Genomic DNA, 24822 nt, shown 5'->3' on the forward strand with positions numbered 1-24822 from the left:
GCCTGCCGTGAAAAAATAAGCCGGACTCTGCCTGTATGCCGCCCTGCGGCCGAACCGTTTGCCGGTTGGGCCACGGGACGGCTTTGTTTGGGGGCGGGGATGAAGCTTGAACCAGTGGGGGCTTCCGTCGGGCAATAAGGTAAGAGACAAGGGGGATTTGACGATATTGCATTAAAAAACGGTTGTTGGGAAAGGAGCATGAGTAGGGGAAATGAAATAGAATTTACAAAATAGGTTTCAGGTTGAGACCTTCATAAAAATAGTCTGTTAACGACATTTAATGCATAAAAATACGCCATAAATTTTCAATTGACTAAAATCTTCCTCATATTGAACAAGAAGTTGGAAAATTAGAAAGTTTTTGTATTTTGAAAATGAGATTGATCATAAAATTTTGGTAACTTATATTATTGCAAGGTCTTAGGCCGTCTGAAAGATGCTGAAATCAGCTTTCAGACGGCCTTGTCGTAAGATGGGTTTTGATATTGGCGTACTTTTTTAAATACGGATAAAATCCCTGCTAATTATTTATAACAATATTTTTAGGATACACAGTGCTTGCTTTAGATTATTGTCGTCAAAAGGCTGCGGAAAGCCATTCCAGTTTTTTATCCGGTTTTCGTTTTTTATCAGTAGAAAAACGAAATGCGATCACTGTTTTATACGCTTTTTGTCGTGAACTGGATGATGTGGTCGATGGCTGTACTGATCCGAATGTGGCTCAGATTACCTTGAATTGGTGGCGCAGTGATCTGGACAAAGTGTTTAATAATGAGATGCCTGAGCATCCAGTTCATCAAGCTTTAAAGGATATTCGGGCAAGTTTTGATTTGCCGAAGAATGAATTTGAAGCTTTGATTGATGGCATGCAGATGGATTTGGAGCAGGCTCGTTATGGTAGTTTTGATGAATTAAAGCTGTATTGCCACCGTGTTGCCGGAGTAGTGGGGCGTCTTATTGCACGGATTTTAGGTTTTTCCAATCTGAAAACTTTGGAATATGCGGACAAAATGGGCTTGGCTTTGCAGTTGACGAACATTATTCGCGATGTGGGCGAAGATGCACGGCAGGGAAGAATTTATCTGCCGATAGAGGAAATGCAGAAATTTGATGTACCTGCCAACGTCATCATGCAATGTAAACCGACAGACAATTTTGCGAAATTAATGCAGTTTCAAGTGGATAGGGCGCGTGAAACTTATCGTGAGGCTATGTTGCTTTTGCCGGCTGAGGATAAGAAATCGCAAAAAGTCGGCCTGATTATGGCGGCTATTTATTATGCGCTGTTGAATGAAATTGACCGTGATGGCGCACAAAATGTTTTGACTTACAAAATTGCGATTCCTTCTCCCCGTAAAAAACGTATTGCTTTGAAAACTTGGCTGTTTGGATTTAAACCATGAATACTCAGCGTCCAAAAATTGCTGTGATTGGTGCCGGTTGGGCAGGTTTGTCTGCGGCGGTTTCCCTGATTCAACGAGCTGATATTGCTTTGTTTGAAGCCGGGAGGCAAGCGGGCGGTAGGGCGCGTGCCTTAGCAGGGAAAGATGATGGATTCAGCTTTTTGGATAATGGGCAGCATATTTTATTGGGTGCGTATCATGGTGTTCAAAATTTGATGCGACATATTGGCGTTCAATCTGAATCAGCCTTTTTACGCCAGCCTTTGCAATGGTACATCCATGAGGGATTGCAGTTTCAGACGGCCTCTCTACCTGCACCGTGGCATTTGCTTGTCGGTATCCTGCGTGCAAAAAATCTTTCCTTTTCATTGAGAATCAAATTGCTGTCGGATATGTCGGCATTGCAACGTTGGGCAGGCCATCATAAAACCGATTTGACGGTTGCAAAGTGGTTGAGAACACGAAATGTTCCCCGCAGCCTGCTTGGCCAGTTTTGGCAACCTTTGGTCTGGGGTGCTTTAAATACACCGTTAGAACAGGCATCGTTGCGCATTTTATGTAATGTATTGAATGATGGTGTGTGGTCTGAAAAGGCGAACAGTGATTATCTTTTGCCTAAGCAGGATTTAGGGCGGATCGTAGCCGAACCGGCTTTGGATTTTCTGCACAAGCATGGTGCAAAGATACATCTTGAAACTCGTGTTTCCCATTTAAACCATCATATTGATGGACGAATTGAAATCAATGGCGAAGTATTTGATGCGGTTGTTTTGGCTGTTGCGCCATATCATGTTGACGCGCTTTTGCCTGAAGATACGCCTGACTATATTCAGACGGCCTATCAATCGTTGCATTACCATGCGATTACTACGGTTTATTTGCGTTATGCCCAAACAGTCAAACTACCTGCGCCTTTAACCGGTCTTGACGATGGTACGGCGCAATGGGTGCTGCATCGGGGGGCATTGGGTTTGCCGGATAATGAAGTCGCGGTTGTCATCAGCGTTTCCGATTACACCGAGGCTTGGAAGGATAAAGATTTAGCCGAGAAAATTCATGCGGACATTAAGCGGGTTTGTCCGGATTTGGATAAACCCGAAGCCGTACGCATTATTACGGAAAAACGCGCGACTACGGCGGCAACGGTTGATTTTGTACAACCTGATTTCTCATGGCTGCACCATCGCCGTATTTATCCGGCCGGCGACTACCTCCATCCGCGCTATCCTGCAACATTGGAAGCGGCGGTTCAGTCAGGTTTTGCCGCGGCTGAAAAGCTTATGCTGGATTTGCGGTTTGAATAAACTGAGGCCGTCTGAATGTTCAGACGGCCTTTTTGACTTTACAAAACTTACCAAGCCGATACAATATCCGAAACCATAAAGTTCAAGGAAAAGTCATGACGACATTAGCGGACAAAACCATCTTGGTTACCGGCGCATCCCAAGGCTTGGGCGAGCAGGTTGCCAAAGCCTATGCGGCGGCCGGAGCGACTGTCATTTTGGTGGCGCGTCATCAAAAGCGTTTGGAAAAAGTATATGATGCCATTGTGGCTGCGGGCAGCCCAGAGCCGTTTGCCATCTGCTTTGATTTGATGAGCGCTGAGGAAAAAGAATTTAAACAGTTTGCGGAAACCATTGATGAAGCTACCGGCGGAAAATTGGATGGCGTGGTGCATTGCGCCAGCTATTTCTATGCCTTGTCGCCATTGGATTTCCAAACCGTATCGGAATGGGTCAACCAATACCGTATCAATACCGTTGCGCCTATGGGCCTGACCCGTGCGCTGTTCCCATTGTTGAAGCAATCCGAAGACGCTTCTGTGATTTTTGTCGGCGAAAGCCACGGCGAAAAACCGCAAGCCTATTGGGGCGGTTTCGGAGCTTCTAAAGCCGCGCTTAATTATTTGTGTAAAGTGGCCGCGGACGAGTGGGAACGTTTTGACAATCTGCGTGCCAATGTTTTGGTGCCGGGGGCCATCAATTCGCCGCAACGTATCAAATCCCATCCGGGCGAATCGAAAAGCGAACGTAAAAACTACGAAGATGTCCTGCCGCAATTTATTTGGTGGGCAAGTCGAGAGAGCAGGGGGCGGACAGGCGAAATCGTCTATCTGTAAATCTACCTGCTCAGAGTGGTTTGAGAACATGAGGCCGTCTGAAATCTGTATTTTCAGACGGCCTTTAACTTATTGAGTTTTATATCTAAATAATATGGAAGTTTGATGTTTGACGTTTTAGCAGGCAAACATTAGGCTGGCACAAAATTAGATATAGTAATCTAAGTTATAGTTATATTGGATAAATATGACGGAATTTGACTTTATCAGACAATATTTGCAGCGACAAAAATCGGAAGGTTTGATTTTGGGCATAGGCGATGATGCCGCTATTATTCGCCCAAGTAACGGATTTGATTTATGTTTTAGCGCTGATATGTTGGTTAAGGGTAGACATTTTTTTGAAGATGTTTTGCCCGAAGATTTGGCATGGAAAATGCTTGCAGTAAATTTGTCCGATATGGCCGCAATGGGTGCCAAGCCGCGGTGGGTGTTGCTCAGTGCTGCCTTGCCTGAATTGAATCAAGACTGGCTCAAACGTTTTTGCGATAGCTTTTTTGCTTTGGCCGCGCGTTTTGATACGGTGTTGATTGGTGGCGATACCACTAAAGGTGATTTGGTCTTTAATGTAACGATAGTAGGTGAAGTTCCGACAGGGCGTGCCCTGCGGCGTGATGCGGCCGAAGTCGGCGACGATATTTGGGTATCGGGTCGGTTGGGTTTGGCTGCTGCTGCGTTGAACAAACATCTTGGGCATTATCAATTGCCGTCTGAAATCATGGCGGTTTGCGATGATAAATTGCTCCGTCCGGAGCCGCGCGTTTCATTGGGTCAGGCATTGTTGCCGTTTGCCCATGCCGCGCAAGATGTTTCAGACGGCCTGGCTCAAGATGTGGGGCATATTTTAAAAGCCTCTGCTGTCGGTGCAGAAATATTTGCCGATTGTGTGCCGTCGTTGCCTGAATTGAAAAACGTTTTGTCGCGCGAACAATGGTTGTCGGCAGTATTGGCCGGCGGCGATGATTATGAACTGATTTTTACTGCTGCTCCAAAAGACAGTGAACGCGTTTGTCAGGCAGCGGAACAAAGTGGCGTACCGGTTGCCCGAATTGGTAAAATTACTGACTCAGGCCGTCTGAATATTTTGGATGCCAAAGGCGGCGTATTGGAACTGACTTCTTTAGGATTTGATCATTTTGGCTGAACGTAAACCTACTTTTTCTTGGCTGTTGCACAAACCATTGTGTTTTTTAGGATTCGGTTTCGGCAGCGGCTTGTCGCCGGTTGCGCCGGGTACGGCCGGAACGCTGGCAGCATTACCTCTGGCTTTTGTATTGTGCCTGTTGGGCATAGACGGCTGGATATTGCTTTTATTGTGTATCGCCTTGTTTTTCTGGGGTATCCGCATTTGCGGTTATACCGAGAGGGAACTGGGTATTCAGGATTACGGCGGTATCGTCTGGGATGAAATTGTCGCGATGCTGCTGGTGCTGTCGCTGATTCCTTTTAAATGGAGCTGGTGGCTGGCGGCTTTTGTTATTTTCCGCTTGTTTGATGCGTTGAAACCATGGCCGATCAAATGGTTTGACCGGCGGATTCATGGAGGTTTGGGCATTATGCTTGATGATTTGATTGCGGCTGCGATGACCTTGATGGTCTTGGGCCTGTTTTATTGGATCGCGTGATGCGCTTTAAGTGTTTCGACCCTTTGCAAAAATAGGGCGGGCACGCCGGAATTATCCGGATTGAAATAAAATAAATACCATACGGGGTAAACAATTATGAATGAAATCGAGATTAACGTGGAGCCACGTTATATGGCCGGCCAAAGCGACGTCTACCGCGACCGCTACGCCTTCAATTATCTGATTACTATCTGCAACCGCAGCGATGAAATCATTACTTTGCGTCAGCGTTTTTGGGAAATCACCGACGGACACGGTGAAACAGAGCAAGTCGGCCATGCCGGCCTGATTGAAGAGCAACCTGTTTTGTACCCGGGCGAAGCTTATGAGTACAACAGCGGCTCGCAAATCAGCACGCCTTGGGGCAGTATTGAAGGCGCGTATGAGTTTGAAGACAGCATCGGCAAACGTTTCGTTATCGGGGTGCCGAAGCTTGAATTCAAAGCAGGCTTTACGTTGCAATAGGCCGTCTGAAAAATGAAAAACCGGAGCATGTGAAATGTTCCGGTTTTGTTTTTTCAGACGGCCTTATCAGTCTTTGCAAGGTTGTACCAATACCCACGGTGCTACAACGACCGCCCACATTTCCTGCTTATCCGCTAGAAAAGTACGCGCCATATCATCGCTGACGGCACCGAATTTGCCTTGTTCCATCCATTGTTTCAATGGCGCGGCTTCATCTTCGGCAACATGGCGGGCGACGGCAATCAAATCCAAATCAGGCGCAACATAAACGGCGGCGCCGCGTGCGAAGTGGGGTTGCAGCTCTTCCCATGAAATGCGGGCGGTTTCGGTATTGAGTTTTTCGTTTAAGAGTGGAATAGACATAGGACAATCATCAAATAAAAAACGGATTGTAACCGATATTCGGCCTTTTGCCCGATGCCGTCTGAAAACGAAAGAAATTTACAGGGTTAACGTTATACAGTATCATTTTAATGTTTTAATTTTCTTTCAGACGGCCTGTTGTCCGTATTCGGGCAAGGGCGGTTTTAGGCTTATGAATTCTGTATTGTTGACCGGATTGCTGCAAAGGCTGCTGATTGCGCTTGCCGCATTGGCGGCGTTGTGGGCTGTATATTTTTGGGCGGTATCGCCATGAGTATCGTGGTAGAAAATCTAACGGTCAGCTATCAGCGCAGGCCGGTGGTGCACCATGTCGATATGGTGTTTGACGATGGCAAGATGTGGACGATTTTCGGGCCGAACGGCGCGGGCAAATCGACTTTGCTCAAAGCCATTATGGGCTTGCAGAAGACGGACACGGGCAGTGTGCGCTATGAAAATATGGCGCGCAAGGACATTGCCTATCTGCCTCAGCAGTCGGACATTGACCGCAGCCAGCCGATGACGGTGTTTGAATTGGCGGCGATGGGGCTGTGGTATGAAATCGGCTTTTTTGGACGTGTGAACGCGGAGCAGAAAAAGCGCGTGATGGCGGCTTTGGAACGCGTGGAAATGCAGGATTTTGCCACGCGCCAAATCGCGCACTTGTCCAATGGTCAATTCCAACGCGTATTGTTTGCGCGGATGCTGGTGCAGGATGCCAAATTTTTGCTGCTGGACGAACCGTTTAACGCGGTGGATGCGCGAACGACTTATGCGCTGTTGGAAGTTTTGCGCCAATGCCATCAGGACGGTCAGGCGGTGATTGCCGTGTTGCATGATTACGAGCAGGTGAGGGCATATTTTGCCAACACGCTGCTTTTGGCGCGTGAAAAAGTGACTGCCGGTGCGACTGAAAATGTGTTGACCGATGAGTTTTTGGCACAGGCAAACCGAATGATGCAGAAACAGGAAGCGGCCGATTGGTGCGCGGTTTAATGGACAAGGCCGTCTGAAAGTAAGTATTTTTCAGACGGCCTCAGGCTTTCAGAGATTAATAAAAAAGCGATAAAACATGGATTTATATGATTTGGTCGTCGCGCCGTTCGCCGAATTTGACTTTATGCGCTATGCCTTGGCGTCGATTTTTTGCCTGGCATTGAGCGCGGCGCCTGTCGGTGTGTTTTTGGTAATGCGCCGCATGAGTTTGGTGGGCGATGCTTTGAGCCATGCGGTTTTGCCCGGTGCGGCCATTGGCTATATGTTTGCCGGTTTGAGTTTGCCTGCGATGAGCGTCGGCGGTTTTGCGGCCGGTTTGCTGATGGCTTTGCTGGCAGGTTTGGTCAGCCGGTTTACTTCATTGAAAGAAGACGCGAACTTTGCCGCATTTTATTTGAGCAGCCTTGCCATCGGTGTGGTTTTGGTCAGCAAAAACGGCAGCAGCGTCGATTTGTTGCATTTGCTGTTTGGCTCGGTGTTGGCGGTGGATATTCCGGCTTTGCAGCTGATTGCCGTTTCTGCGAGTGTGACTATTTTGCTAATGGCGGTCATGTTCCGCCCACTGGTGTTGGAAAGCATAGACCCTTTGTTCCTCAAGGCTGTCGGCGGTAAGGGCGGCTTTTGGCATGTGTTGTTTTTGGTGCTGGTCGTGATGAATCTGGTTGCCGGTTTCCAGGCATTGGGCACGCTGATGTCGGTCGGTTTGATGATGTTGCCGGCGATTACCGCCAGACTGTGGGCGAAAAGCATGGGTTGGCTGATGATTTTGTCGGTCGCATTGGCTTTGCTTTGCGGCTTGGCAGGGCTGTTGTTTTCCTACCATATCGAAATCCCGTCCGGCCCGGCGATTATTTTATGCTGCGGCACGCTTTACCTGATTTCCGTCGTGTTTGGTTGGGAAGGCGGCATTTTGGCAAAATGGCTGCGCCGCAAGAAACACCGTACGGCATGATTTTTCAGACGGCCGCTTGAATAATCAGGCGGTCTGTTTTATGATGATGTTAATGTTACGTTATATCAATGGAGAGAATATGAAACATTGGAAACTCGGCATCGTTGCCGCATTATTGACCGGTGCCGCTTATGCCGCTCCGTTGCCTGTTGTCACCAGCTTCAGCATTTTGGGCGACGTGGCCAAACAGATTGGCGGCGACCGCGTGGCCGTTCAAAGCTTGGTGGGTGCCAACCAAGACAGCCATGCCTACCACATGACCAGCGGAGACATCAAAAAAATCCGCAGCGCAAAATTGGTATTGCTCAACGGCTTGGGCTTGGAAGCCGCCGATGTGCAACGCGCAGTCAAACAGAGCAAAGTGCCTTTCGCCGAAGCGACCAAAGGCATTCAGGCTTTGAAAGCAGAAGAGGGCGGTCATCATCATGACCACGATCACGAAGGCCATCATCACGATCATGGCGAATTTGACCCGCACGTTTGGACCGACCCCGTCCTGATGGGCACTTATGCGCAAAACGTTGCCAATGCGCTTATTCAAGCAGACCCTGAAGGCAAAACCTACTATCAGCAACGTTTGGGCAACTACCAAATGCAGCTGAAAAAATTGCACAGCGATGCGCAGGCTGCCTTTAATGCCGTACCTGCCGCCAAGCGTAAAGTTTTGACCGGACACGATGCATTCACATACATGGGCAAACGCTACAATATTGAATTCATCGCCCCTCAAGGCGTGAGCAGCGAAGCCGAGCCGTCTGCCAAACAAGTGGCTTCCATCATCCGTCAAATCAAACGCGAGGGCATTAAAGCCGTCTTTACCGAAAACATCAAAGACACGCGCATGATTGACCGTATCGCCAAAGAAACCGGCGTCAATGTCAGCGGACGTTTGTATTCCGATGCATTGGGTGGCGCACCGGCCAACAGCTACATCGGCATGTACCGCTACAATGTCAAAGTGTTGACCGATGCCATGAAAAAATAAAGTGGTTTAAAGATAAAGGCCGTCTGAAACTTGGAAACAAGGTTTCAGACGGCCTTTTATATGCTTATTTTTAAAATAAACCGTCAAATTTAAAATATAAAAATAAAATTTGTGCTATTAGAAGTTTAATTATCAAAAATTCATGCTAATTTGCTTGGTAAGTACGCACCATCCGTGCGAATTGCTTATCGGCTGTCTGCCGGCCACTCACGGCTTGACTTCACCCTGTTACAATTCGGCATCTTCACGTTTCTTAAACTTACATCATGAGCAATCATTCGTCTTGGTCATCCAAAATCGGCTTTGTGCTTGCTGCGGCAGGCTCGGCCATCGGTTTGGGTGCAATTTGGAAATTTCCTTATACGGCCGGTACCAACGGCGGCGCCGTATTCTTTCTTTTGTTTTTGATTTTCACCATTTTGGTGGCTTTACCGGTTCAACTGGCCGAGTTTTACATCGGCCGTACAGGCGGTAAAAACGCCATTGATTCTTTTAAAGTATTGCGCCCGGGTTCGCAGTGGCCGTGGGTCGGCCGCATGGGTGTGGCCGCGTGTTTTATTTTGCTGTCGTTTTACAGCGTGGTCGGCGGCTGGGTGTTGAACTACGTCGTGCACAGCTTTACCGGCGAAATTCATGCCGGCGCAGACTTTGAAGCCTTGTTCGGCAACACGATTTCTTCACCGTTTGGTTCGCTGTTTTACCAAGGCTTGTTCATGCTGATTACCATTTGGGTGGTTAAAGGCGGCATTTCAGACGGCATTGAAAAGGCAAACCGCGTGTTGATGCCGGGTTTGTTTATCCTCTTTATCGCGCTGGCTATCCGTTCGCTGACTTTGCCCGGCGCAATGGAGGGCGTGGCATTCTTGTTGAAACCGGATTGGTCGTATTTGAAACCGGGTACGATGCTGACTGCTTTGGGTCAGGCGTTTTTTGCATTGAGTATCGGCGTGTCCGCGATGATTACCTATGCTTCGTATTTGGGTAAGGATCAGGATATGTTCCGCTCCGGCCATACGATTATGTGGATGAACCTGTTTGTGTCGCTGTTGGCCGGTTTGGTGATTTTCCCTGCGGTATTTGCCTTCGGTTTTGAACCCGGCCAAGGCCCCGGCCTAATTTTTGTCGTGTTGCCTGCGGTTTTCATGAAAATGCCGATGGGGACTTATTTATTCGCCGTATTCATGCTGTTGGTTGTTTTTGCAACGCTGACTTCCGCGTTCTCTATGCTGGAAACCGTGATTGCGGCAACCATCCGCCAAGACGAGAAAAAGCGCAGCAGCCACACTTGGATAATCGGTATTGCGATTTTCATAGTCGGTATTCCTTCGGCGCTGTCTTTCGGCGTATGGAGCGAGTTTAAAATTTTCGGCAAAACCATTTTTGACTTGTGGGATTTCATTATTTCTGCCGTCATCATGCCGATCGGTGCTTTGAGCGTTGCCGTGTTTACGTCATGGATTCAGGACAAACAGTCTGTCCTGCGCGATGCGGGCATGGGCAGTACAGTGCCGAAACAGCTGCTTTGCCTGTGGCTGGGTGCGCTTCGCTATCTTGCGCCGATTGCGATTGTTGTGGTGTTCATCAACTCTTTGGGTTTGATTTAATCCGATAGTGAGCAAACAGTCCGGCGTTGTATTGCTTCGCTGGACTGTTTGTTTAAAACATCATGAAAAGTATTAAAGCCGTCTGAACATTTTTCAGACGGCCTTTTTATAGATGCGCGAGGCTGGTTAGAACTTCGCTTGCAGTCTCAGCCATGCAGTACGGCCGGGTTCATTCACGCGCATGGTTTGAGTACCGGCAGACGGGTCGCCGCCGCGGCTGACGAATTCAGCATAGGTTTTGTTGAACACGTTGTCCACGCCGCCTTGCAATGTGGCGTATTTGCTGAATTTCCAACCGGCGTTGAGCGAGAGTACACCAAAGCCTGAAGAGGCACCGATGTCTTGGCCGACGATATTGCCTTGGCCTTTGCTGTAACGGTTTTGTTTGGCTACGACGCGCCATAATGCGCCCGCGCTGAATTTGCCGTTGTCAAAGGCAAGGGTGTTGTTCCACTCGAGCGGCGGAGTTTGTGCCAAAGGTTTGCCGTCGGTACGGTTTTTGCCGTGGGTGTAGGCGAGGCTGGTGCCGACTTCCCAGTTAGGCGCAAATGTCCATTTGACTTCGGCTTCGCCGCCAAAGCGTGAAGCGTTGATGTTGCGCACGTTGAAATTCATGCCTTGGAGTTCCATCATGATGAAGTCTTTGATGTTGCTGCCGAATACGGATACAGATGCGTGGAGGTTAGGACGTTTCCAGATTACGCCTGCATCGATTTGGCGGTTTTGCTCTGCGCGGATGGCTTTGTTTTCAGAGCGCAGGCGTTCCCAATAGTCAGGCGCGCGTTCGGCAATGCCGAATCCGGCATAGTATTTCAGACCGTTGTCCGTATTTCTTTCCCAACGCAGGAAACCTGAGTTCAAATTGAATTTTTGATGTTTCAAAACGGGGTCGGTTACGCGCGCGGTATCATAATGCGCTTTGACTTGGTCATGGCGCAAACCTGCTACCCAGCGTTGATTGTCGGTTTGCTGCCAAGAAGCTTCGGTGAAAATACCCCATTGTTTGAAACTTTGGTTGGGCATATAAGGCTTGTGGCTGTAGCCGTCGCCACCGCGCTCCATGCGTGCGACGTGGACGTCGTCCAGATAATCCAAACCGGTTTGCAGGTTGAGCTTGTCCCAGTCGAAGGTAGCTTTCAGACGGCCTGTATCGGTATTGCGTTTAGGGTTGTTGGCATTTTTAATCTGCTTGCCGGCAGGATTGTAGATGGTACGCAGGCTGTATGTGTCCATCACGTGGTCGATTTCGCTTTTACCGTAGCGCAGTTCCAACTCGCTGAACCATGGGGTGAGGTTGCGTTGGGTAAAGCGGATGTTCCATGCATCACGGTCGAATTTGCTGCCGTCCATCATGCGGTCGGCGTAGGCAACCTTGGCCCTGCTGCGCTCGTATGTGCCGGCAATGGTAGTGTTTTCGGTCGGGGTGATGCCCAGTTGCAGCATTTGGCTGTCGCGTTTGAAGTTGGAGTGAATGCGGTTGCCGTCGCCGTCTTTGTAATCGTCGGCTTCGTTATGGGAAATATTGCTGCGGACGTAGCCGTATTTGCCGCCGAACTCGGCTTCCAGCGAGCCGTCAAGACGGTCGTTGCTGCCTGCCGTCAGGGTTGCGTTGATGTTGTAAGGTTTTTCAGTGAAATCAGGATCTTTACGGATAAATTGCACCGAGCCGCTGACCAAACCCATGCCTTGGGTAACGGTTTGCGGGCCTTTGGTGACCACGACTTTATCAAACGAATTGGGGTGGATATAGGCAGTCGGCGGATCCATACGCATACCGCAACCGCCATAAATAAACTGGTCGTCGGCATTGACGGAGAGGCGCGAGCCGCCCAAACCACGGAATAACGGATCGCCCGAGCTACCACCTTTGCGGATGATGCTCATGTTAGGCACGGATTGCAAAAGGTCTGCCCCGTCTCCGGCAGGGAGGGGTTGCAAAGCAGCTTTGGGGTTGAAAGTAACGCGATTGGCTTTTTCTTGTTGTGTGCCGGTGACGGTGACAGGGGAAAGGGTAACTGTTTCTTCAGGTGTAGGGTTAGTCTCTGCCCATGCTTGGGATACGGCTAAGGCAATGGGTAAGATAAGTAATGGTGGGTATTTCATATTGTTTCTCTCTATTATTAGGAATTATGTTAACTAATACCTAAGTATTATACATAAAGTCTAGTTAAATAGAAGCTGTAGGATTTTAATCTAAATCAATATTTTCAAATTTTTGGCGTATAGGTTGTTTATTAAGATTGGTCATACCAAAATATTGATTTGAAGGCATTGGTGAGGTTACGTGATAAAAATGAATGTGTTTGAATTAAACTGCTTGCGATGGGGAGAATGGCATTTCTTGACGAAAAAATAGGGGATTGATTAGAATGGGTGGCTAATTGGTCAATCCAATTTATGGCCGTCTGAATAAAACTGTCCTTCAATCATCAGGAATACAACATGACGAAATTGGTTCGTCCGCAAAAAATCAGCGATCAGGTTTTAGCCGTTTTGGAAGAACGTATCGCGACCGGCATTTATGAAGAAGGCAGTAAATTGCCTCCCGAACGTACGCTCGCGGAAGAATTCGGCGTATCGCGACCGTCGGTCAGGGTGGCATTGAATATTTTAATTGCCAAGCAGGTTTTGGAAGCGCGGCAGGGCGATGGTTATTATGTTTCCGTTAAACCGCAGCAGGATTTTTTGCAAAGCTGGCAGGAGTTGCTCGGCAAACATACCAATTGGGAAACAGACGTATTCGATTTCAGTTGTCACGTTGAAGGCTGTATGGCGGCGCTGGCCGCCGAAAGACGGACTGATGCTGATTTGAAACGTATTGACTTCTGGCGGCAGAAATTTGAAGCGGCCTGCGAAAGCGGAAACTTGGAGCATCAAGCAGAGGCTGATGTCAGCTTTCATCAAACCATTGCCGATGCCGCACACAATATCCTGTTCAGCCACCTTTCCAGCAGCCTGCTCAAAATGCTTTATCAGCAAACACGCAGCGGCATTATCTATATCCATCAAACCGAAGACCCGCGCCCGACGCTGATTGCCCAGCACAGCACTATTTTTGAAGCCATTGCCCAGGCCAAACCAGCCGAGGCGGCGGAAGCGGCAAAACTGCATTTGAATTATGTCGCCCGCCGCATTTTGCAGGACAGGGAATATCAAAGCCGCAGCGAGCATGCGGACGTATTGGCGCAAAATGATTTGAAACGGGTAGATTGGTAGCGTTTAAAAATAATCAGGCCGTCTGAATTTTTCAGACGGCCTGATTTTGCAAATAAGGCCTTTTAGTGCCACAATCTTCCCCATTCTGTCTAAAAACAAAGGAAGCACCATGTACCGTCATGTCGAGTATTATCCGGGCGATCCGATTTTGAGTTTGGTTGAAACCTTCAAACGCGACGAGCGTCCTGAAAAAGTCAATTTGAGCATCGGCATTTATTTTGATGACGAAGGCAAAATGCCGGTTTTGGAATCTGTCCGCCGGGCAGAAGCAGAGCGTGCGGCCGTACCGCGCCCATCGCCTTATTTGCCGATGGAAGGTTTGGACACTTATCGGAGTGCGGTTCAGTATTTGCTGTTTGGGCAGGATAATCCGGCGCTGGCAGAAGGACGCGTTGCAACCATACAGACTTTGGGCGGTTCGGGGGCGTTGAAAGTTGGTGCCGACTTTTTGCACCGTTGGTTCCCTGAAGCGAAAGCCTATGTCAGCGACCCGACTTGGGACAACCATAAAGGTATTTTTGAAGGCGCCGGTTTTGAAGTGGGGACGTATCCTTATTACGACCCTGAAACCGTCGGCGTAAAATTTGAAGAAATGACTACGTTTTTCAAAACCTTGCCGGAAAACAGCGTCTTGATTTTGCATCCATGCTGTCAAAACCCGACCGGCGTCGATATGTCGCAAGCGCAATGGGATGAAGTGTTGGACATCGTTAAAACGCACAAGCTGATTCCGTTTATGGACATTGCCTATCAAGGGTTCGGCGAGGATTTAGACAGCGATGCTTATGCAATCTGTAAAGCCGTCGAAATGGGCCTGCCTTTGTTTGTCAGCAATTCTTTTTCGAAAAACCTGTCGCTGTACGGCGAGCGCGTCGGCGGTTTGAGCGTAGTGTGTCCTAATAAGGAAGAAGCAGAGCTGGTGTTCGGACAGTTGAAATTTACAGTCCGCCGTATTTATTCCAGCCCTGCCGCTCATGGTGCATACATCGCTTCCGATGTGATGAACAGCGAGGAGCTGCGCGCTTTGTGGGAAAACGAAGTTTACGCCATGCGCGACCGCATCCGTGCCATGCGTCAGAAGCTTTATGATGTTTTGACGGCCAAAATTCCCAATCGTGATTTCAGCTATTTCATCAAACAGCGCGGCATGTTCAGCTATACAGGCCTGACCGTAGAGCAGGTACACCGCCTGCGTGACGAGTTTGCCGTTTATCTGCTGGATTCGGGCAGGATGTGTGTAGCGGGATTGAATGCATCGAATATCGATTATGTGGCCGAGGCATTTGCCAAAGTGTTGCAATAGCCGTTTAATCTGAAATTGAATGTAGTTTTATTTGAAGTAAATCAAAAGGCCGTCTGAAAAATTTTCATCTTTCAGACGGCCTCTTTATAATTGGCGCACCCAACAGGGATCGAACCTGTGACCTCCAGCTTCGGAAACTGACACTCTTCCAACTGAGCTATGGGTGCGAGAGCCGTAAGGTTAACGCATATTGGCGCCGTTGGCAAAGTTTATCTTGAAAGTGTCAGAAAGTGGCATTGGCGGTCACGCTTTTGCATGGGTGGAATATTCAAATAACTACAAAGGTTTACAAGAATCAGACGGCCTTTTTGAGGATTTTTGCGTATCTTTTTCTCAAGATGGATTGGAAAGCCTTTGCGAATTCAGTATAATCCAGCAAAATATTGTTAACTGCGTTTAACACATAAACTATAACTTACAGCACAACCTAACCTAACGGCGAGGCCTACCAAATGAAACAACTCCGCGACCACAAAGCCCAAGGCTCTGCATTGTTCACCCTTGTGAGCGGTATCGTTATTGTCATTGCAGTGATTTACTTCCTGATCAAACTGGCGGGAAGCGGTTCATTCGGCGATGTTGCCGAAACAACCGAAGCTGCGACTCAAACCCGTATCCAGCCAGTCGGCCAACTGAAATTGGGCGACGGTATTCCAGTCGGCGAGCGTCAAGGCGATCAGATTTTCAACAAAATCTGTATTCAATGTCACGCGGCGGACAGCATCGTTCCCAAAGCGCCTAAATTTGAAAACAAAGGCGATTGGGCGCCTCGCATTGCACAAGGTTTCGATACCTTGTTCCAACACGCTCTGAACGGTTTCAACGCAATGCCTGCCAAAGGCGGTGCGGCTGACCTGACCGATCAAGAATTGAAACGCGTGATTACTTATATGGCCAACAAAGCCGGCGGTACTTTCCCTGATCCTGATGCCGCAGCTCCTGCCGATGCAGCCGCTTCTGGCGAAGCCGCTTCAGCTCCGGCGGCTGAAGGTGCAGCTCCTGCAGAAGCCCCTAAAGCAGATGCGGCCAAAGCAGATGACAAAGGTGCAGCAGCTCCGGCAGCCGGCGGCGCAGACGGCAAAAAAGTTTACGAAGCCAACTGCCAAGCATGTCACGGCGGTGCAGTTCCAGGTGTTCCTCATGTAGGTAAAAAAGAAGACTGGGCTCCTCGTATCAAACAAGGTAAAGACACCCTGCACAAACACGCACTCGAAGGCTTCAACGCAATGCCTGCCAAAGGCGGTAACGGTAGCCTGAGCGATGATGAAGTGAAAGCTGCAGTTGATTACATGGCTAATCAGTCTGGTGCTAAATTCTAAGATTTGATTTTGAATCTCGAATAGGAAGCGCATTCTGCAAAAGGATGCGCTTTTTTCGTGCAGGAAATCCGGATCTTGCTATAATACTGAAGTAGTAAATTATTCTCATGATCAAGGGTCGTCTGAAAGATTCAGACGGCCTTCGAATACAATCAAGATTCTTTTAAAGAAGTTCAACCATATTCACATACGACAAAACAATCACGGAGTTATCTCATGGCAAAAAAATATTTTGGTACTGACGGTGTGCGCGGTGAAGTCGGTCAGTTTCCCATCAATCCTGATTTTGTCCTGAAATTAGGCTATGCGGCAGGTCAGGTTTTGGTGCAGCACGAAGGCGAAATCAAACCGACCGTCTTGATCGGTAAAGACACGCGTATTTCAGGCTATATGCTGGAAGCCGCGCTGATTGCCGGTTTTACCGCCGCCGGTGTTAATGTTATTCAAACCGGCCCTCTGCCGACTCCGGGTGTGGCGTATTTGACCCGTGCTTTGCGTTTGTCTGCCGGTGTGATGATTTCTGCTTCCCACAACGTTTATTCCGATAACGGCATTAAATTCTTTGCCGAAGGCGGTGTGAAGCTGAGCGATGAAATCGAGTTGGAAATCGAAGCCAAAATCGATGAGGAAATGAAAACCCAGCCGTCCAGCCGTCTTGGCCGCGCGCGCCGGATTAATGGTGCGGATGACCGCTATATCGAGTTCTGTAAATCCACTTTCCCAAGCCATTTAGACTTGCGCGGTCTGAAATTGGTGGTCGATACCGCCAATGGTGCGGGCTATGCGGTTGCGCCTAAAGTATTCCATGAATTAGGTGCGCAAGTGGTCAGTATCGGTAATGAGCCAAACGGCTACAACATCAATGAAAAATGCGGTGCGACCCATCCGAAAGCTTTGCAAGCTGCTGTGTTGCAAAATGAAGCCGATTACGGCATTGCCTTGGATGGCGACGGCGACCGTTTGATGATGGTTGACCGCAATGGCAAAGTGTATGACGGCGACAGCTTGATTTATGTGATTGCCAAAGCACGCGCACACGAAGGCGTGGAAATCGGCGGCGTTGTGGGTACGGTAATGACCAATATGGCGATGGAAGTTGCTTTGAAAGAGCAGGGCGTTGATTTCTGCCGCGCCAAAGTGGGCGACCGCTATGTGTTGGAACAGCTCCATCAACGCGGTTGGCTGATTGGCGGCGAAGCCAGCGGCCATATTTTGTGCATGGACAAACATAATACCGGCGACGGCATCATTTCTGCGCTGCAAGTTTTGGCTGCACTGCAAACCTTGAATCAAGACCTTGCCACCGTTTGCGCAGATTGGCAGCCGTATCCGCAAACCATGATTAACGTCCGCATCAAAAAAGGCCAAAACTGGCAGGATGCTTCTAAAGAGGCTTTGGCCGAAGTGGAAAAAGAACTCGAAGGCAAAGGCCGCGTGGTCTTGCGTGCATCCGGTACCGAGCCTGTCGTGCGCGTGATGGTGGAAGCCAAGCAGGCAGACTGGGCGAAAAAAGGCGCAGAAAAAATTGCCGCCGCCATTCAAGGTCAAAAGTAACAGTGTGTTTGATGTTGAATTGAACTAAATAAAAGGCCGTCTGTTGTTCAGACGGCCTTTGTGTTTCATTAGAAGCTTAGTTGCTCAAGACATCAACGCCTTTAGGAGGCGTGAATTTGAACATACCGCTGGAAAGGTTAGGCTTGGTGTTCAAACCGCTGAAGCTGATGCTGGTTTGGTTGCCGAAGCTGTCTTTCAGCTGCATGGCGGCGAGGTTGTCGCCTTTGAAGCCGATGCGGATGTATTGGTAGCCGGCGTTGTTTTTCTTAGGCGTAGCCAAAACGTAGTCGATACCGTTGGCAGAGCCGTCTTCTTTCAGCGTGTAGCTGCTGTCCAATGCCGTTTTGTTGGAGAGGATGGCGGCAGGGCTGTCGCCGATGGTTTGGTCTTGTGAGGATTTTGTTACTTGCGCCAAATCTACGTCATAGAGCCAAATGGTTTTACCGTCGCCGACGATGGTTTGTTTGTAGGGTTTGGTGTATTCCCATTTGAACAAGCCAGGGCGCAGGATTTTGAATGTACCGTATGTGGTTTGGGTTTTCTTTTTGCTGTGAACGGTTTGGCTGAAGTTGCCGCTGATACCGTCGGCGTCATTATTGAATTTTTTCAGGGCGTCCACTGCGCCGGCTTGTGCAAAGCCGATGGCTGAAGAAAGCAGCGCGGCAGCGGTCAGGGTGAACAGTCGGTTGGTTTTCATGTTTTGGTTCCTTGTTCGGAGAGATGGGTTCAGTATAGACGTTATGGTGTAACAGGCAAGGGGCTGAAGGGCGGGTTTAATTTGTGTAAATATGAAAAAACTAAGCAAGTATCTGAAATAACTTTATTTCTCCAGACGTCCTGTATTTGGTTTTGACGTTTTTTTAATGAAACGCATAAGGGCTTGGTGTGGTATTTAATGTCATTTTACGGAAAGCGTGAAATTATAGTCTTTCTGTTTGCTTTTTAAAACGGTTATAATATTTATCTTTTGAAAACAATGGTTTTGTATGTATCTGAATCCTTATCCTTTATTGGAACAGGCTTTGCTGTCGGACAATCCGGATGAAAAAGGAAAATTGACGCAGGCCTTGTTTGCGCAGTTGGGCGAGGCGGCAGGCTTGACGGCTGAAGCGTCGAAACCCGTGGATTGCCGTTTTGCAGGCCATCCGTTGCGTCCGCGTTTGGTTGCGCCTTCGGAAGTTACGCCGCGCAAGATGAATACGGTCGAAGGCTATGCGGCGATGTTGCATGCGATTGCGCATATTGAATTTAACGCGATTAATCTGGCTTTGGATGCGGCGTATCGTTTCCGCAATATGCCGTTTCAGTTTGTGCGCGATTGGGTAAGGGTGGCAAAAGAAGAAGTGTTTCACTTCGGCTTGATGCGTGGCCGTCTGAACAGCTTGGGCTACGATTACGGCGATTTTGAAGCGCACGGGCATTTGTGGGACATGGCGTATAAAACCGCTTACGATCCCTTGTTACGCATGGCTTTGGTGCCGCGGGTATTGGAAGCGCGCGGTTTGGATGTTACGCCGGGTATTCGTGCAAAAGTGGCGCAGCGCGGCGATATGGAAACCTGCGATGTGCTGGATATTATTTACCGCGATGAAGTGGGGCATGTCGCCATCGGCAATCATTGGTATCAGCATCTTTGCCGTGAGCGCGGTTTGGAACCGGTCGCCCTGTTCCGCAGCCTGATTGCACGTTACGATATGTTTATCTTCCGCGGCTACGTCAATATCGAAGCGCGGGAACGTGCTGGATTCAGCCGTTTCGAGCTGGATATGTTGGAAGATTTTGAGAAAAGTTTGAAACAGGATAAAAAGGCCGTCTGAAACGCTAAAACCATCATGGCACATCATCACGATCATTCGCACGCGCATACGCATACCGCCAACAAGCAGGTATTGCGCATTTCATTTTTTGTTATTGCCGGATTTATGCTGGTTGAGGCGGTCGGCGGCTGGCTGACCAATTCTTTGGCCCTGCTTTCCGATGCGGGGCATATGTTCAGCGATGCGTTTTCGTTGGGCATGGCATTGTGGGCATTCAAACTTGGCGAGAAACAGACCACGCTGCAAAAGACATTCGGTTACAAGCGTTTTGAAATTTTGACGGCAATGTTTAACGGATTGTCGCTGGTGTTGATTGCGGCGATGATTTTTTATGAAGCAGTCAAACGATTGTTTTATCCGCCGGAAATTTTGACGGGCGGCATGTTGGTGGTCAGTATTATCGGGTTGCTGGTTAACATCGGCGTCGCCGTTTATATGTTGAAAAATAGCGATACCGAAGAAAACGTTAATATGCGCGGCGCGTATCTGCATGTAATCAGCGATTTGTTCGGCTCGATAGGGGCGATTGTCGCAGCAGTGCTGATAATGGCGTATGGCTGGCAATGGGCGGATACAGTTGCCAGCGTATTGGTGGCGGCTTTGGTAGGGCGCAGCGGCTGGACGCTGTTTAAACAGACTTTGCACATTTTGATGGAAGGTGCACCGGAAAACATCCATACCGATGAGTTGCTCAGCGTGATCCGCAATACGGAGGGCGTAAAATCCGTTCACGACTTGCATGTTTGGACGATTACCAGCAATATCCACGTTTTATCCTGCCATATTGTCGTAGATGGCAGCATGACGGTTGCCGAATCCGAACAAATCGCCTACCGCATCGAACATGAATTGGCGCATCACAACATCGGGCATTGTACGATTCAGATTGAAAGCGAACGGCACCCGCATAAAGATGAAGTTTTGTGTTCGCAGGAAATGCATGAACATCATGAAATGCATGAACATCATAATGAATAATGAGGAAAAAAATGGATAAGAAACAATTAGAGGCAGATTTTCATCATGCCATGTTGGAAATTTATGATTTGGCAAAGAAATTACCAACGCCTTATAGGGCTACGCGGTTTAAGCAAATGGTAGATGAGATGGGTGGTAAGGCTGCAGCCGATAAATTACTGGCTTCGCCAGATATTAGCCAAGGCTTAGGAGAGCTATACCTTGCAGGCCAAGAAAAAGGATTAAAAATCAGCATGGAGTATTTAATTCTCCAAGAGCGATGGTCGCCGTTGTTCACAGAAGAACAGAAAAGCATTGCGCGTAAAAAATTAAAGCAATGCGGTTTAGATGTTTAAAAATTTATCATCACCATTAACCATATTCAGGCCGTCTGAAACTTGTTGAATTGTTCAGACGGCCTTCTAAAATCATCAAAGGAACACTTATGACCCAAGCCGTATTATTCGACCTTGACGGCACGCTTGCCGATACCGCACTTGATTTGGGTGGCGCGCTCAACACGGTATTGCGCCGACACGGTTTGCCTGAAAAAAGCATGGATGAAATCCGTCCGCAGGCCAGCCACGGTGCGAGCGGTTTGCTCAAACTCGGTGCAGGCATTACGCCCGAGCATCCGGACTATATGCAATGGCGCAAAGAATTTTTGGATGAATACAGCCGCTGCTATGCCGACCAAACCATCTTGTTCGACGGCGTAAATGAAATGCTGGAAGCCTTAGTTCAACGCGGTATCCAATGGGGAATTATCACCAACAAGCCCATGCGTTTTACCGATGTCCTCGTGCCTAAACTCGGGTTTACCGTGCCTCCCGCCGTGATTGTCAGCGGCGATACTTGCGATGAACCCAAGCCCAGCGTGAAGCCTATGTTTTATGCGTGCGAACAGATTGGCGTTGAGGCGCAGCGATGTTTTTATGTCGGCGATGCCGAGCGCGATATACAGGCAGGCAAGAATGCCGGGATGACAACCGTGCTTGCCGATTGGGGCTATATTTCCGCTGAAGACCAAACCGAAAACTGGCTTGCCGATTTCCGTATTGCCACGCCTTTGGATTTGTTGGCAATCTTGCGTTAAAACCCTGTAATAATCCGTTTTCAGACGGCCTGAAACGGCGTAAAATTACATAAATTTGTATTTTTTCAACCGTTTTACTACTTGTAAAGAGAAAAATCATGTTCTTCAAGCATATCGAAGCAGCTCCTGCTGATCCGATTTTAGGTTTGGGCGAAGCGTTTAAAGCCGAAACCCGTCCCGAAAAAGTCAATCTCGGCATCGGCGTGTACAAAGACGCATCCGGCGCAACGCCTATTGTCAAAGCCGTCAAAGAGGCTGAAAAACGCCTGTTGGAAAGCGAGACAACTAAAAATTACCTCACCATCGACGGCGTTGCCGATTACAACGAGCAAACCCAAATTCTGCTGTTTGGCAAAGACCACGAAATCATTGCTAGCCGTCGCGCCAAAACAGCGCAAAGCCTTGGCGGTACAGGCGCATTGCGTATTGCGGCCGAATTTGTCAAACGCCAGTTGAACGCGCAAACCATCTGGATTTCCAATCCGACTTGGCCAAACCACAACGCCATCGCCAAAGCAGTCGGTATCCAAGACAAACCATATCGTTATTACGATGCCGCCAAACACGGTTTGGATTGGGACGGCATGATTGAAGACTTGAGCCAAGCGCAAAAAGGCGACATCGTCCTGCTGCACGGCTGCTGCCACAACCCTACCGGCATCGACCCTACGCCCGAACAATGGGAAACTTTGGCAAAACTTTCTGCCGAAAAAGGCTGGTTGCCACTGTTTGACTTTGCCTACCAGGGCTTCGGCAACGGCTTGGAAGAAGATGCCTACGGCTTGCGCGTATTCTTGAAATACAATAAAGAATTGCTGATTGCCAGCTCTTATTCCAAAAACTTCGGTATGTACAACGAGCGCGTCGGCGCGTTCACTTTGGTGGCCGAAGATGAAGCAACAGCAGCCCGCGCCCACAGCCAAGTCAAAACCATCATCCGTACCTTGTATTCCAACCCGGCTTCACACGGTGCGAACACCATTGCGCTGGTGTTGAAAAATGATGATTTGAAAGCACAATGGATTGCCGAACTCGATGAAATGCGCGGCCGCATCAAAGCCATGCGTCAAAAATTTGTCGAGTTGCTCAAGGCTAAAGGTGCTAGCCAAGACTTTGATTTCATTATCGAACAAAACGGTATGTTCTCTTTCAGCAGTCTGACTCCCGAACAAGTCGACCGTTTGAAAAACGAGTTTGCCATTTATGCCGTGCGCTCCGGCCGCATCAACGTTGCCGGCATTACTGATGACAATATCGATTATTTGTGCGAGAGCATTGTAAAAGTGTTGTAATTGTCGAATTAAAGGCAAAGGCCGTCTGAATCGTTCAGACGGCCTTTATTTTTGACTTGTCAGCTTATCCGGCAACTGCGTTCATCCCCCAATAAATCATCGCATAGCGCAGCAGTTTGCCTGCAATCAGAATAATGGCGCAATGCAGGGCATTGAGCCTGAGCCAGCCTGCGGCAAGGGGGAGGGCATCGCCGATAATCGGCAACCATGCGAACAATAGCGGCCAAATTCCCCATCGTTTTATGCGCGCCAATACTTTTTCAGACGGCCTTTTTTTATTTGGAAACATCCTGCCCATGTAATACGAAACCATACTGCCCAAGCCATTCGCCAATCCGGCACACAAACATGCGCCGAGGGCGTGTTGCGGGTATTGGTACACAAATGCGGCGTATGCCGCCTCGGATGTACCTGGAAGTAGTGTGGCAGAAGTAAAGGCAGAGGCAATCAGGCCAAGGTAAGCGTAAAGAAGAGGCATATTTTGAGTTATATCAAGGAGTATTGTAAAAAAGAAATAACAGGCTTAATAAGAGGATTATGCCTTTGTTTTTTAATCTATCAAAAGATAAATCCAATATTATTGAATTTTTTAAAATTAAACGGTTGAAGGATAATGTAGTCGGCTGTTAGAAAATAGTTTTCAAAGTGACGGATTATCAGTATGATACGGGCGGCTGTTAATGGGTGTTAAGTTTAATGAACTGATTTAAGCTCGTTTTTCCAGCGAATCTTAACAAAACGAAAGGCAAATCATACTCCTGCGCTGGTTGTTCTAACCACACTCTTTTTCATGATGGGTTTCATTACCTGCATGAACGATATTTTGATTCCGCATTTGAAAGATATTTTCGACCTGACTTATGTTCAGGCAATGCTGATTCAATTCTGTTTCTTTACCGCTTATGCGATTATGTCGATTCCGATGGGCTATTTGGTCGGCAAAATCGGCTATAAAAGGCTACAAAGCTGACGAATAATCCATCATGATAACAGGCCGTCTGAAACCTTATGGGATTTCAGACGGCCTTTTGACTTTGTGGCATAATGATTTAAATGACAGGAGGAAAAAATGGCCAAAATCATTTTGCTGCATGGTCTGCACATGCATTCGTGGGTCATGAGACCGCTGGCGTATTTGCTGGAACAAGAAGGTTTTGAAGTTGCGCTGTTCGATTATTGCAGTGTGTTGCATTCGATGAACCGACATGTTGAGGACTTGGCCCGATGGATTGATGAGAACCATGCTGATGAAACGCTGCACTTTGTCGGCCATAGTTTGGGCGGCTTGGTTTTACGCAATTTTGCGGCGGCATATCCGGATAAAGTCAGCGGCCGTATCGTTACCATGGGTACGCCGCACCAAGGCAGCCGTGCCGCGCAACGTGTGTTCAATATGGGTTTGCAAAAGCCGGTATTGGGCGGCTCGTATAAAGGCGCATTGGACGGCGGTATGCCTGAATTGCCAGAGGGTGTTGAGCTGGGCAGTATCGCCGGTAACAAACCGTATGGTCTGGGCCGTGTTTTAGGTTTGCATGGCGAACATGATGGTACGGTTTTGGTCAGCGAAACGCATTGTCCGAATATGCGCGATCATATTGTTTTACCTGTCAGCCATAGCGGTATGCTGTTTAACCGTAAAACGGTCGAGCAAGTGGTGGCATTTTTGCATGATGGATATTTTAAAAAGCAATAAAATACTATTTATTTTAATTAAAAAATATTTTATTCTAAATAATTCGTTTATTTTAAAGAAAAT

General features: G+C 48.3%; 24 protein-coding genes, 1 tRNA gene and 1 pseudogene. 21 read left to right on the forward strand and 5 right to left on the reverse strand.

Annotated features, from left to right (window positions below):
- Positions 1-554 precede the first annotated feature (554 nt).
- The 6 genes from hpnD to apaG all read left to right on the forward strand — a co-directional run bounded on the left by hpnD (position 555) and on the right by apaG (position 5612).
- Positions 555-1403, forward strand: coding sequence for a presqualene diphosphate synthase HpnD (gene hpnD / locus ACTHRY_RS09600; RefSeq protein ID WP_049323122.1), 849 nt, complete (start codon positions 555-557; stop codon positions 1401-1403).
- The gene (hpnE, locus tag ACTHRY_RS09605; RefSeq protein ID WP_440374213.1) at positions 1400-2707 is read left to right on the forward strand and encodes a hydroxysqualene dehydroxylase HpnE; all 1308 of its coding nucleotides are present in this window, start codon (positions 1400-1402) and stop codon (positions 2705-2707) included. Before hpnD ends, hpnE begins: the two co-directional genes overlap by 4 nt.
- Positions 2708-2802: 95 nt before the next feature.
- Positions 2803-3522, forward strand: a complete 720-nt coding sequence (locus tag ACTHRY_RS09610; RefSeq protein ID WP_003747583.1) for an SDR family oxidoreductase — start codon at positions 2803-2805, stop codon at positions 3520-3522.
- Between the two features lie 187 nt (positions 3523-3709).
- Positions 3710-4666 (forward strand): thiamine-phosphate kinase, encoded by a 957-nt coding sequence (gene thiL, locus ACTHRY_RS09615; RefSeq protein ID WP_101756106.1) that lies wholly within the window; start codon positions 3710-3712, stop codon positions 4664-4666.
- Entirely contained in the window at positions 4659-5147 is a 489-nt protein-coding gene (locus ACTHRY_RS09620) for a phosphatidylglycerophosphatase A family protein (RefSeq protein ID WP_063068949.1), read from the forward strand. Before thiL ends, ACTHRY_RS09620 begins: the two co-directional genes overlap by 8 nt.
- 96 nt (positions 5148-5243) lie before the next feature.
- Positions 5244-5612 (forward strand): Co2+/Mg2+ efflux protein ApaG, encoded by a 369-nt coding sequence (gene apaG / locus ACTHRY_RS09625; RefSeq protein ID WP_003682575.1) that lies wholly within the window; start codon positions 5244-5246, stop codon positions 5610-5612.
- 66 nt (positions 5613-5678) lie between these two features.
- Here the strand turns inward: apaG and ACTHRY_RS09630 are convergent, their stop codons facing one another.
- Positions 5679-5975, reverse strand: a complete 297-nt coding sequence (locus ACTHRY_RS09630; protein ID WP_049323125.1) for a DUF2288 domain-containing protein — start codon at positions 5973-5975, stop codon at positions 5679-5681.
- A 270-nt stretch (positions 5976-6245) separates the two neighbouring features.
- Between ACTHRY_RS09630 and ACTHRY_RS09635 the strand changes: the two genes are divergently transcribed.
- The 4 genes from ACTHRY_RS09635 (at position 6246) to ACTHRY_RS09650 (ending at position 10512) form a co-directional block, all read left to right on the forward strand.
- Positions 6246-6971, forward strand: a complete 726-nt coding sequence (locus ACTHRY_RS09635; protein ID WP_107832113.1) for a metal ABC transporter ATP-binding protein — start codon at positions 6246-6248, stop codon at positions 6969-6971.
- A 76-nt stretch (positions 6972-7047) separates the two neighbouring features.
- A complete protein-coding gene (locus tag ACTHRY_RS09640) occupies positions 7048-7923 on the forward strand; it encodes a metal ABC transporter permease (RefSeq protein ID WP_003685375.1) in 876 nt (291 codons plus the stop codon).
- A 79-nt stretch (positions 7924-8002) separates the two neighbouring features.
- Positions 8003-8908, forward strand: a complete 906-nt coding sequence (locus ACTHRY_RS09645; protein WP_049323129.1) for a metal ABC transporter solute-binding protein, Zn/Mn family — start codon at positions 8003-8005, stop codon at positions 8906-8908.
- 266 nt (positions 8909-9174) lie between these two features.
- Positions 9175-10512, forward strand: coding sequence for a sodium-dependent transporter (locus tag ACTHRY_RS09650; protein WP_049323130.1), 1338 nt, complete (start codon positions 9175-9177; stop codon positions 10510-10512).
- A 126-nt stretch (positions 10513-10638) separates the two neighbouring features.
- On the opposite strand, the gene ACTHRY_RS09655 is transcribed toward ACTHRY_RS09650, so the two are convergent.
- Entirely contained in the window at positions 10639-12615 is a 1977-nt protein-coding gene (locus tag ACTHRY_RS09655) for a TonB-dependent copper receptor (protein ID WP_440374214.1), read from the reverse strand.
- Positions 12616-12954: 339 nt separating this feature from the next.
- On the opposite strand from ACTHRY_RS09655, the gene ACTHRY_RS09660 reads away from it, so the two are divergent.
- Positions 12955-13728, forward strand: coding sequence for a FadR/GntR family transcriptional regulator (locus tag ACTHRY_RS09660; RefSeq protein ID WP_049323133.1), 774 nt, complete (start codon positions 12955-12957; stop codon positions 13726-13728).
- 109 nt (positions 13729-13837) lie between these two features.
- Positions 13838-15031, forward strand: a complete 1194-nt coding sequence (locus ACTHRY_RS09665) for an amino acid aminotransferase (RefSeq protein WP_049323134.1) — start codon at positions 13838-13840, stop codon at positions 15029-15031.
- 91 nt (positions 15032-15122) lie between these two features.
- Here the strand turns inward: ACTHRY_RS09665 and ACTHRY_RS09670 are convergent.
- A tRNA-Arg gene (locus ACTHRY_RS09670) sits at positions 15123-15198 on the reverse strand.
- A 285-nt stretch (positions 15199-15483) separates the two neighbouring features.
- Between ACTHRY_RS09670 and ACTHRY_RS09675 the strand changes: the two genes are divergently transcribed.
- Positions 15484-16350, forward strand: a complete 867-nt coding sequence (locus ACTHRY_RS09675) for a c-type cytochrome (RefSeq protein ID WP_049323135.1) — start codon at positions 15484-15486, stop codon at positions 16348-16350.
- A 216-nt stretch (positions 16351-16566) separates the two neighbouring features.
- The gene (gene glmM, locus ACTHRY_RS09680; RefSeq protein ID WP_003747557.1) at positions 16567-17904 is read left to right on the forward strand and encodes a phosphoglucosamine mutase; all 1338 of its coding nucleotides are present in this window, start codon (positions 16567-16569) and stop codon (positions 17902-17904) included.
- 76 nt (positions 17905-17980) lie between these two features.
- On the opposite strand, the gene lolA is transcribed toward glmM, so the two are convergent.
- Positions 17981-18601 carry an outer membrane lipoprotein chaperone LolA gene (gene lolA, locus ACTHRY_RS09685; protein ID WP_049323136.1) on the reverse strand — a complete coding sequence of 207 codons (621 nt, stop codon included), beginning with the start codon at positions 18599-18601 and terminating at the stop codon, positions 17981-17983.
- Between the two features lie 289 nt (positions 18602-18890).
- Here lolA and ACTHRY_RS09690 point away from each other — a divergent pair, with 289 nt between their 5' ends.
- The 5 genes from ACTHRY_RS09690 (at position 18891) to ACTHRY_RS09710 (ending at position 23066) form a co-directional block, all read left to right on the forward strand.
- On the forward strand, positions 18891-19721 hold the full coding sequence (locus tag ACTHRY_RS09690; RefSeq protein WP_049323137.1) for a ferritin-like domain-containing protein: 831 nt from the start codon (positions 18891-18893) through the stop codon (positions 19719-19721).
- A 15-nt stretch (positions 19722-19736) separates the two neighbouring features.
- A complete protein-coding gene (locus ACTHRY_RS09695) occupies positions 19737-20699 on the forward strand; it encodes a cation diffusion facilitator family transporter (protein ID WP_049323138.1) in 963 nt (320 codons plus the stop codon).
- 11 nt (positions 20700-20710) lie between these two features.
- Positions 20711-21034 (forward strand): hypothetical protein, encoded by a 324-nt coding sequence (locus tag ACTHRY_RS09700; protein WP_049323167.1) that lies wholly within the window; start codon positions 20711-20713, stop codon positions 21032-21034.
- A gap of 89 nt (positions 21035-21123) precedes the next feature.
- A complete protein-coding gene (locus ACTHRY_RS09705; RefSeq protein WP_049323139.1) occupies positions 21124-21774 on the forward strand; it encodes an HAD family hydrolase in 651 nt (216 codons plus the stop codon).
- Between the two features lie 98 nt (positions 21775-21872).
- Complete coding sequence (locus tag ACTHRY_RS09710; RefSeq protein ID WP_049323141.1) at positions 21873-23066, forward strand: amino acid aminotransferase; 1194 nt, start codon at positions 21873-21875, stop codon at positions 23064-23066.
- 64 nt (positions 23067-23130) lie between these two features.
- Here ACTHRY_RS09710 and ACTHRY_RS09715 read toward each other — a convergent pair whose 3' ends face one another.
- The gene (locus ACTHRY_RS09715) at positions 23131-23544 is read right to left on the reverse strand and encodes a YqaA family protein (RefSeq protein WP_049359720.1); all 414 of its coding nucleotides are present in this window, start codon (positions 23542-23544) and stop codon (positions 23131-23133) included.
- A 249-nt stretch (positions 23545-23793) separates the two neighbouring features.
- Between ACTHRY_RS09715 and ACTHRY_RS09720 the strand changes: the two are divergent.
- Both ACTHRY_RS09720 and ACTHRY_RS09725 read left to right on the forward strand, forming a co-directional pair.
- Positions 23794-24021, forward strand: a pseudogene (locus tag ACTHRY_RS09720) (glucose/galactose MFS transporter); the annotation flags it as partial.
- A 114-nt stretch (positions 24022-24135) separates the two neighbouring features.
- Positions 24136-24759 carry an alpha/beta fold hydrolase gene (locus ACTHRY_RS09725; protein WP_440374215.1) on the forward strand — a complete coding sequence of 208 codons (624 nt, stop codon included), beginning with the start codon at positions 24136-24138 and terminating at the stop codon, positions 24757-24759.
- Positions 24760-24822: the final 63 nt, after the last annotated feature.

It is taken from the genome of Neisseria sp. P0004.S004 (genome assembly GCF_051963335.1).
Lineage (GTDB): Bacteria > Pseudomonadota > Gammaproteobacteria > Burkholderiales > Neisseriaceae > Neisseria.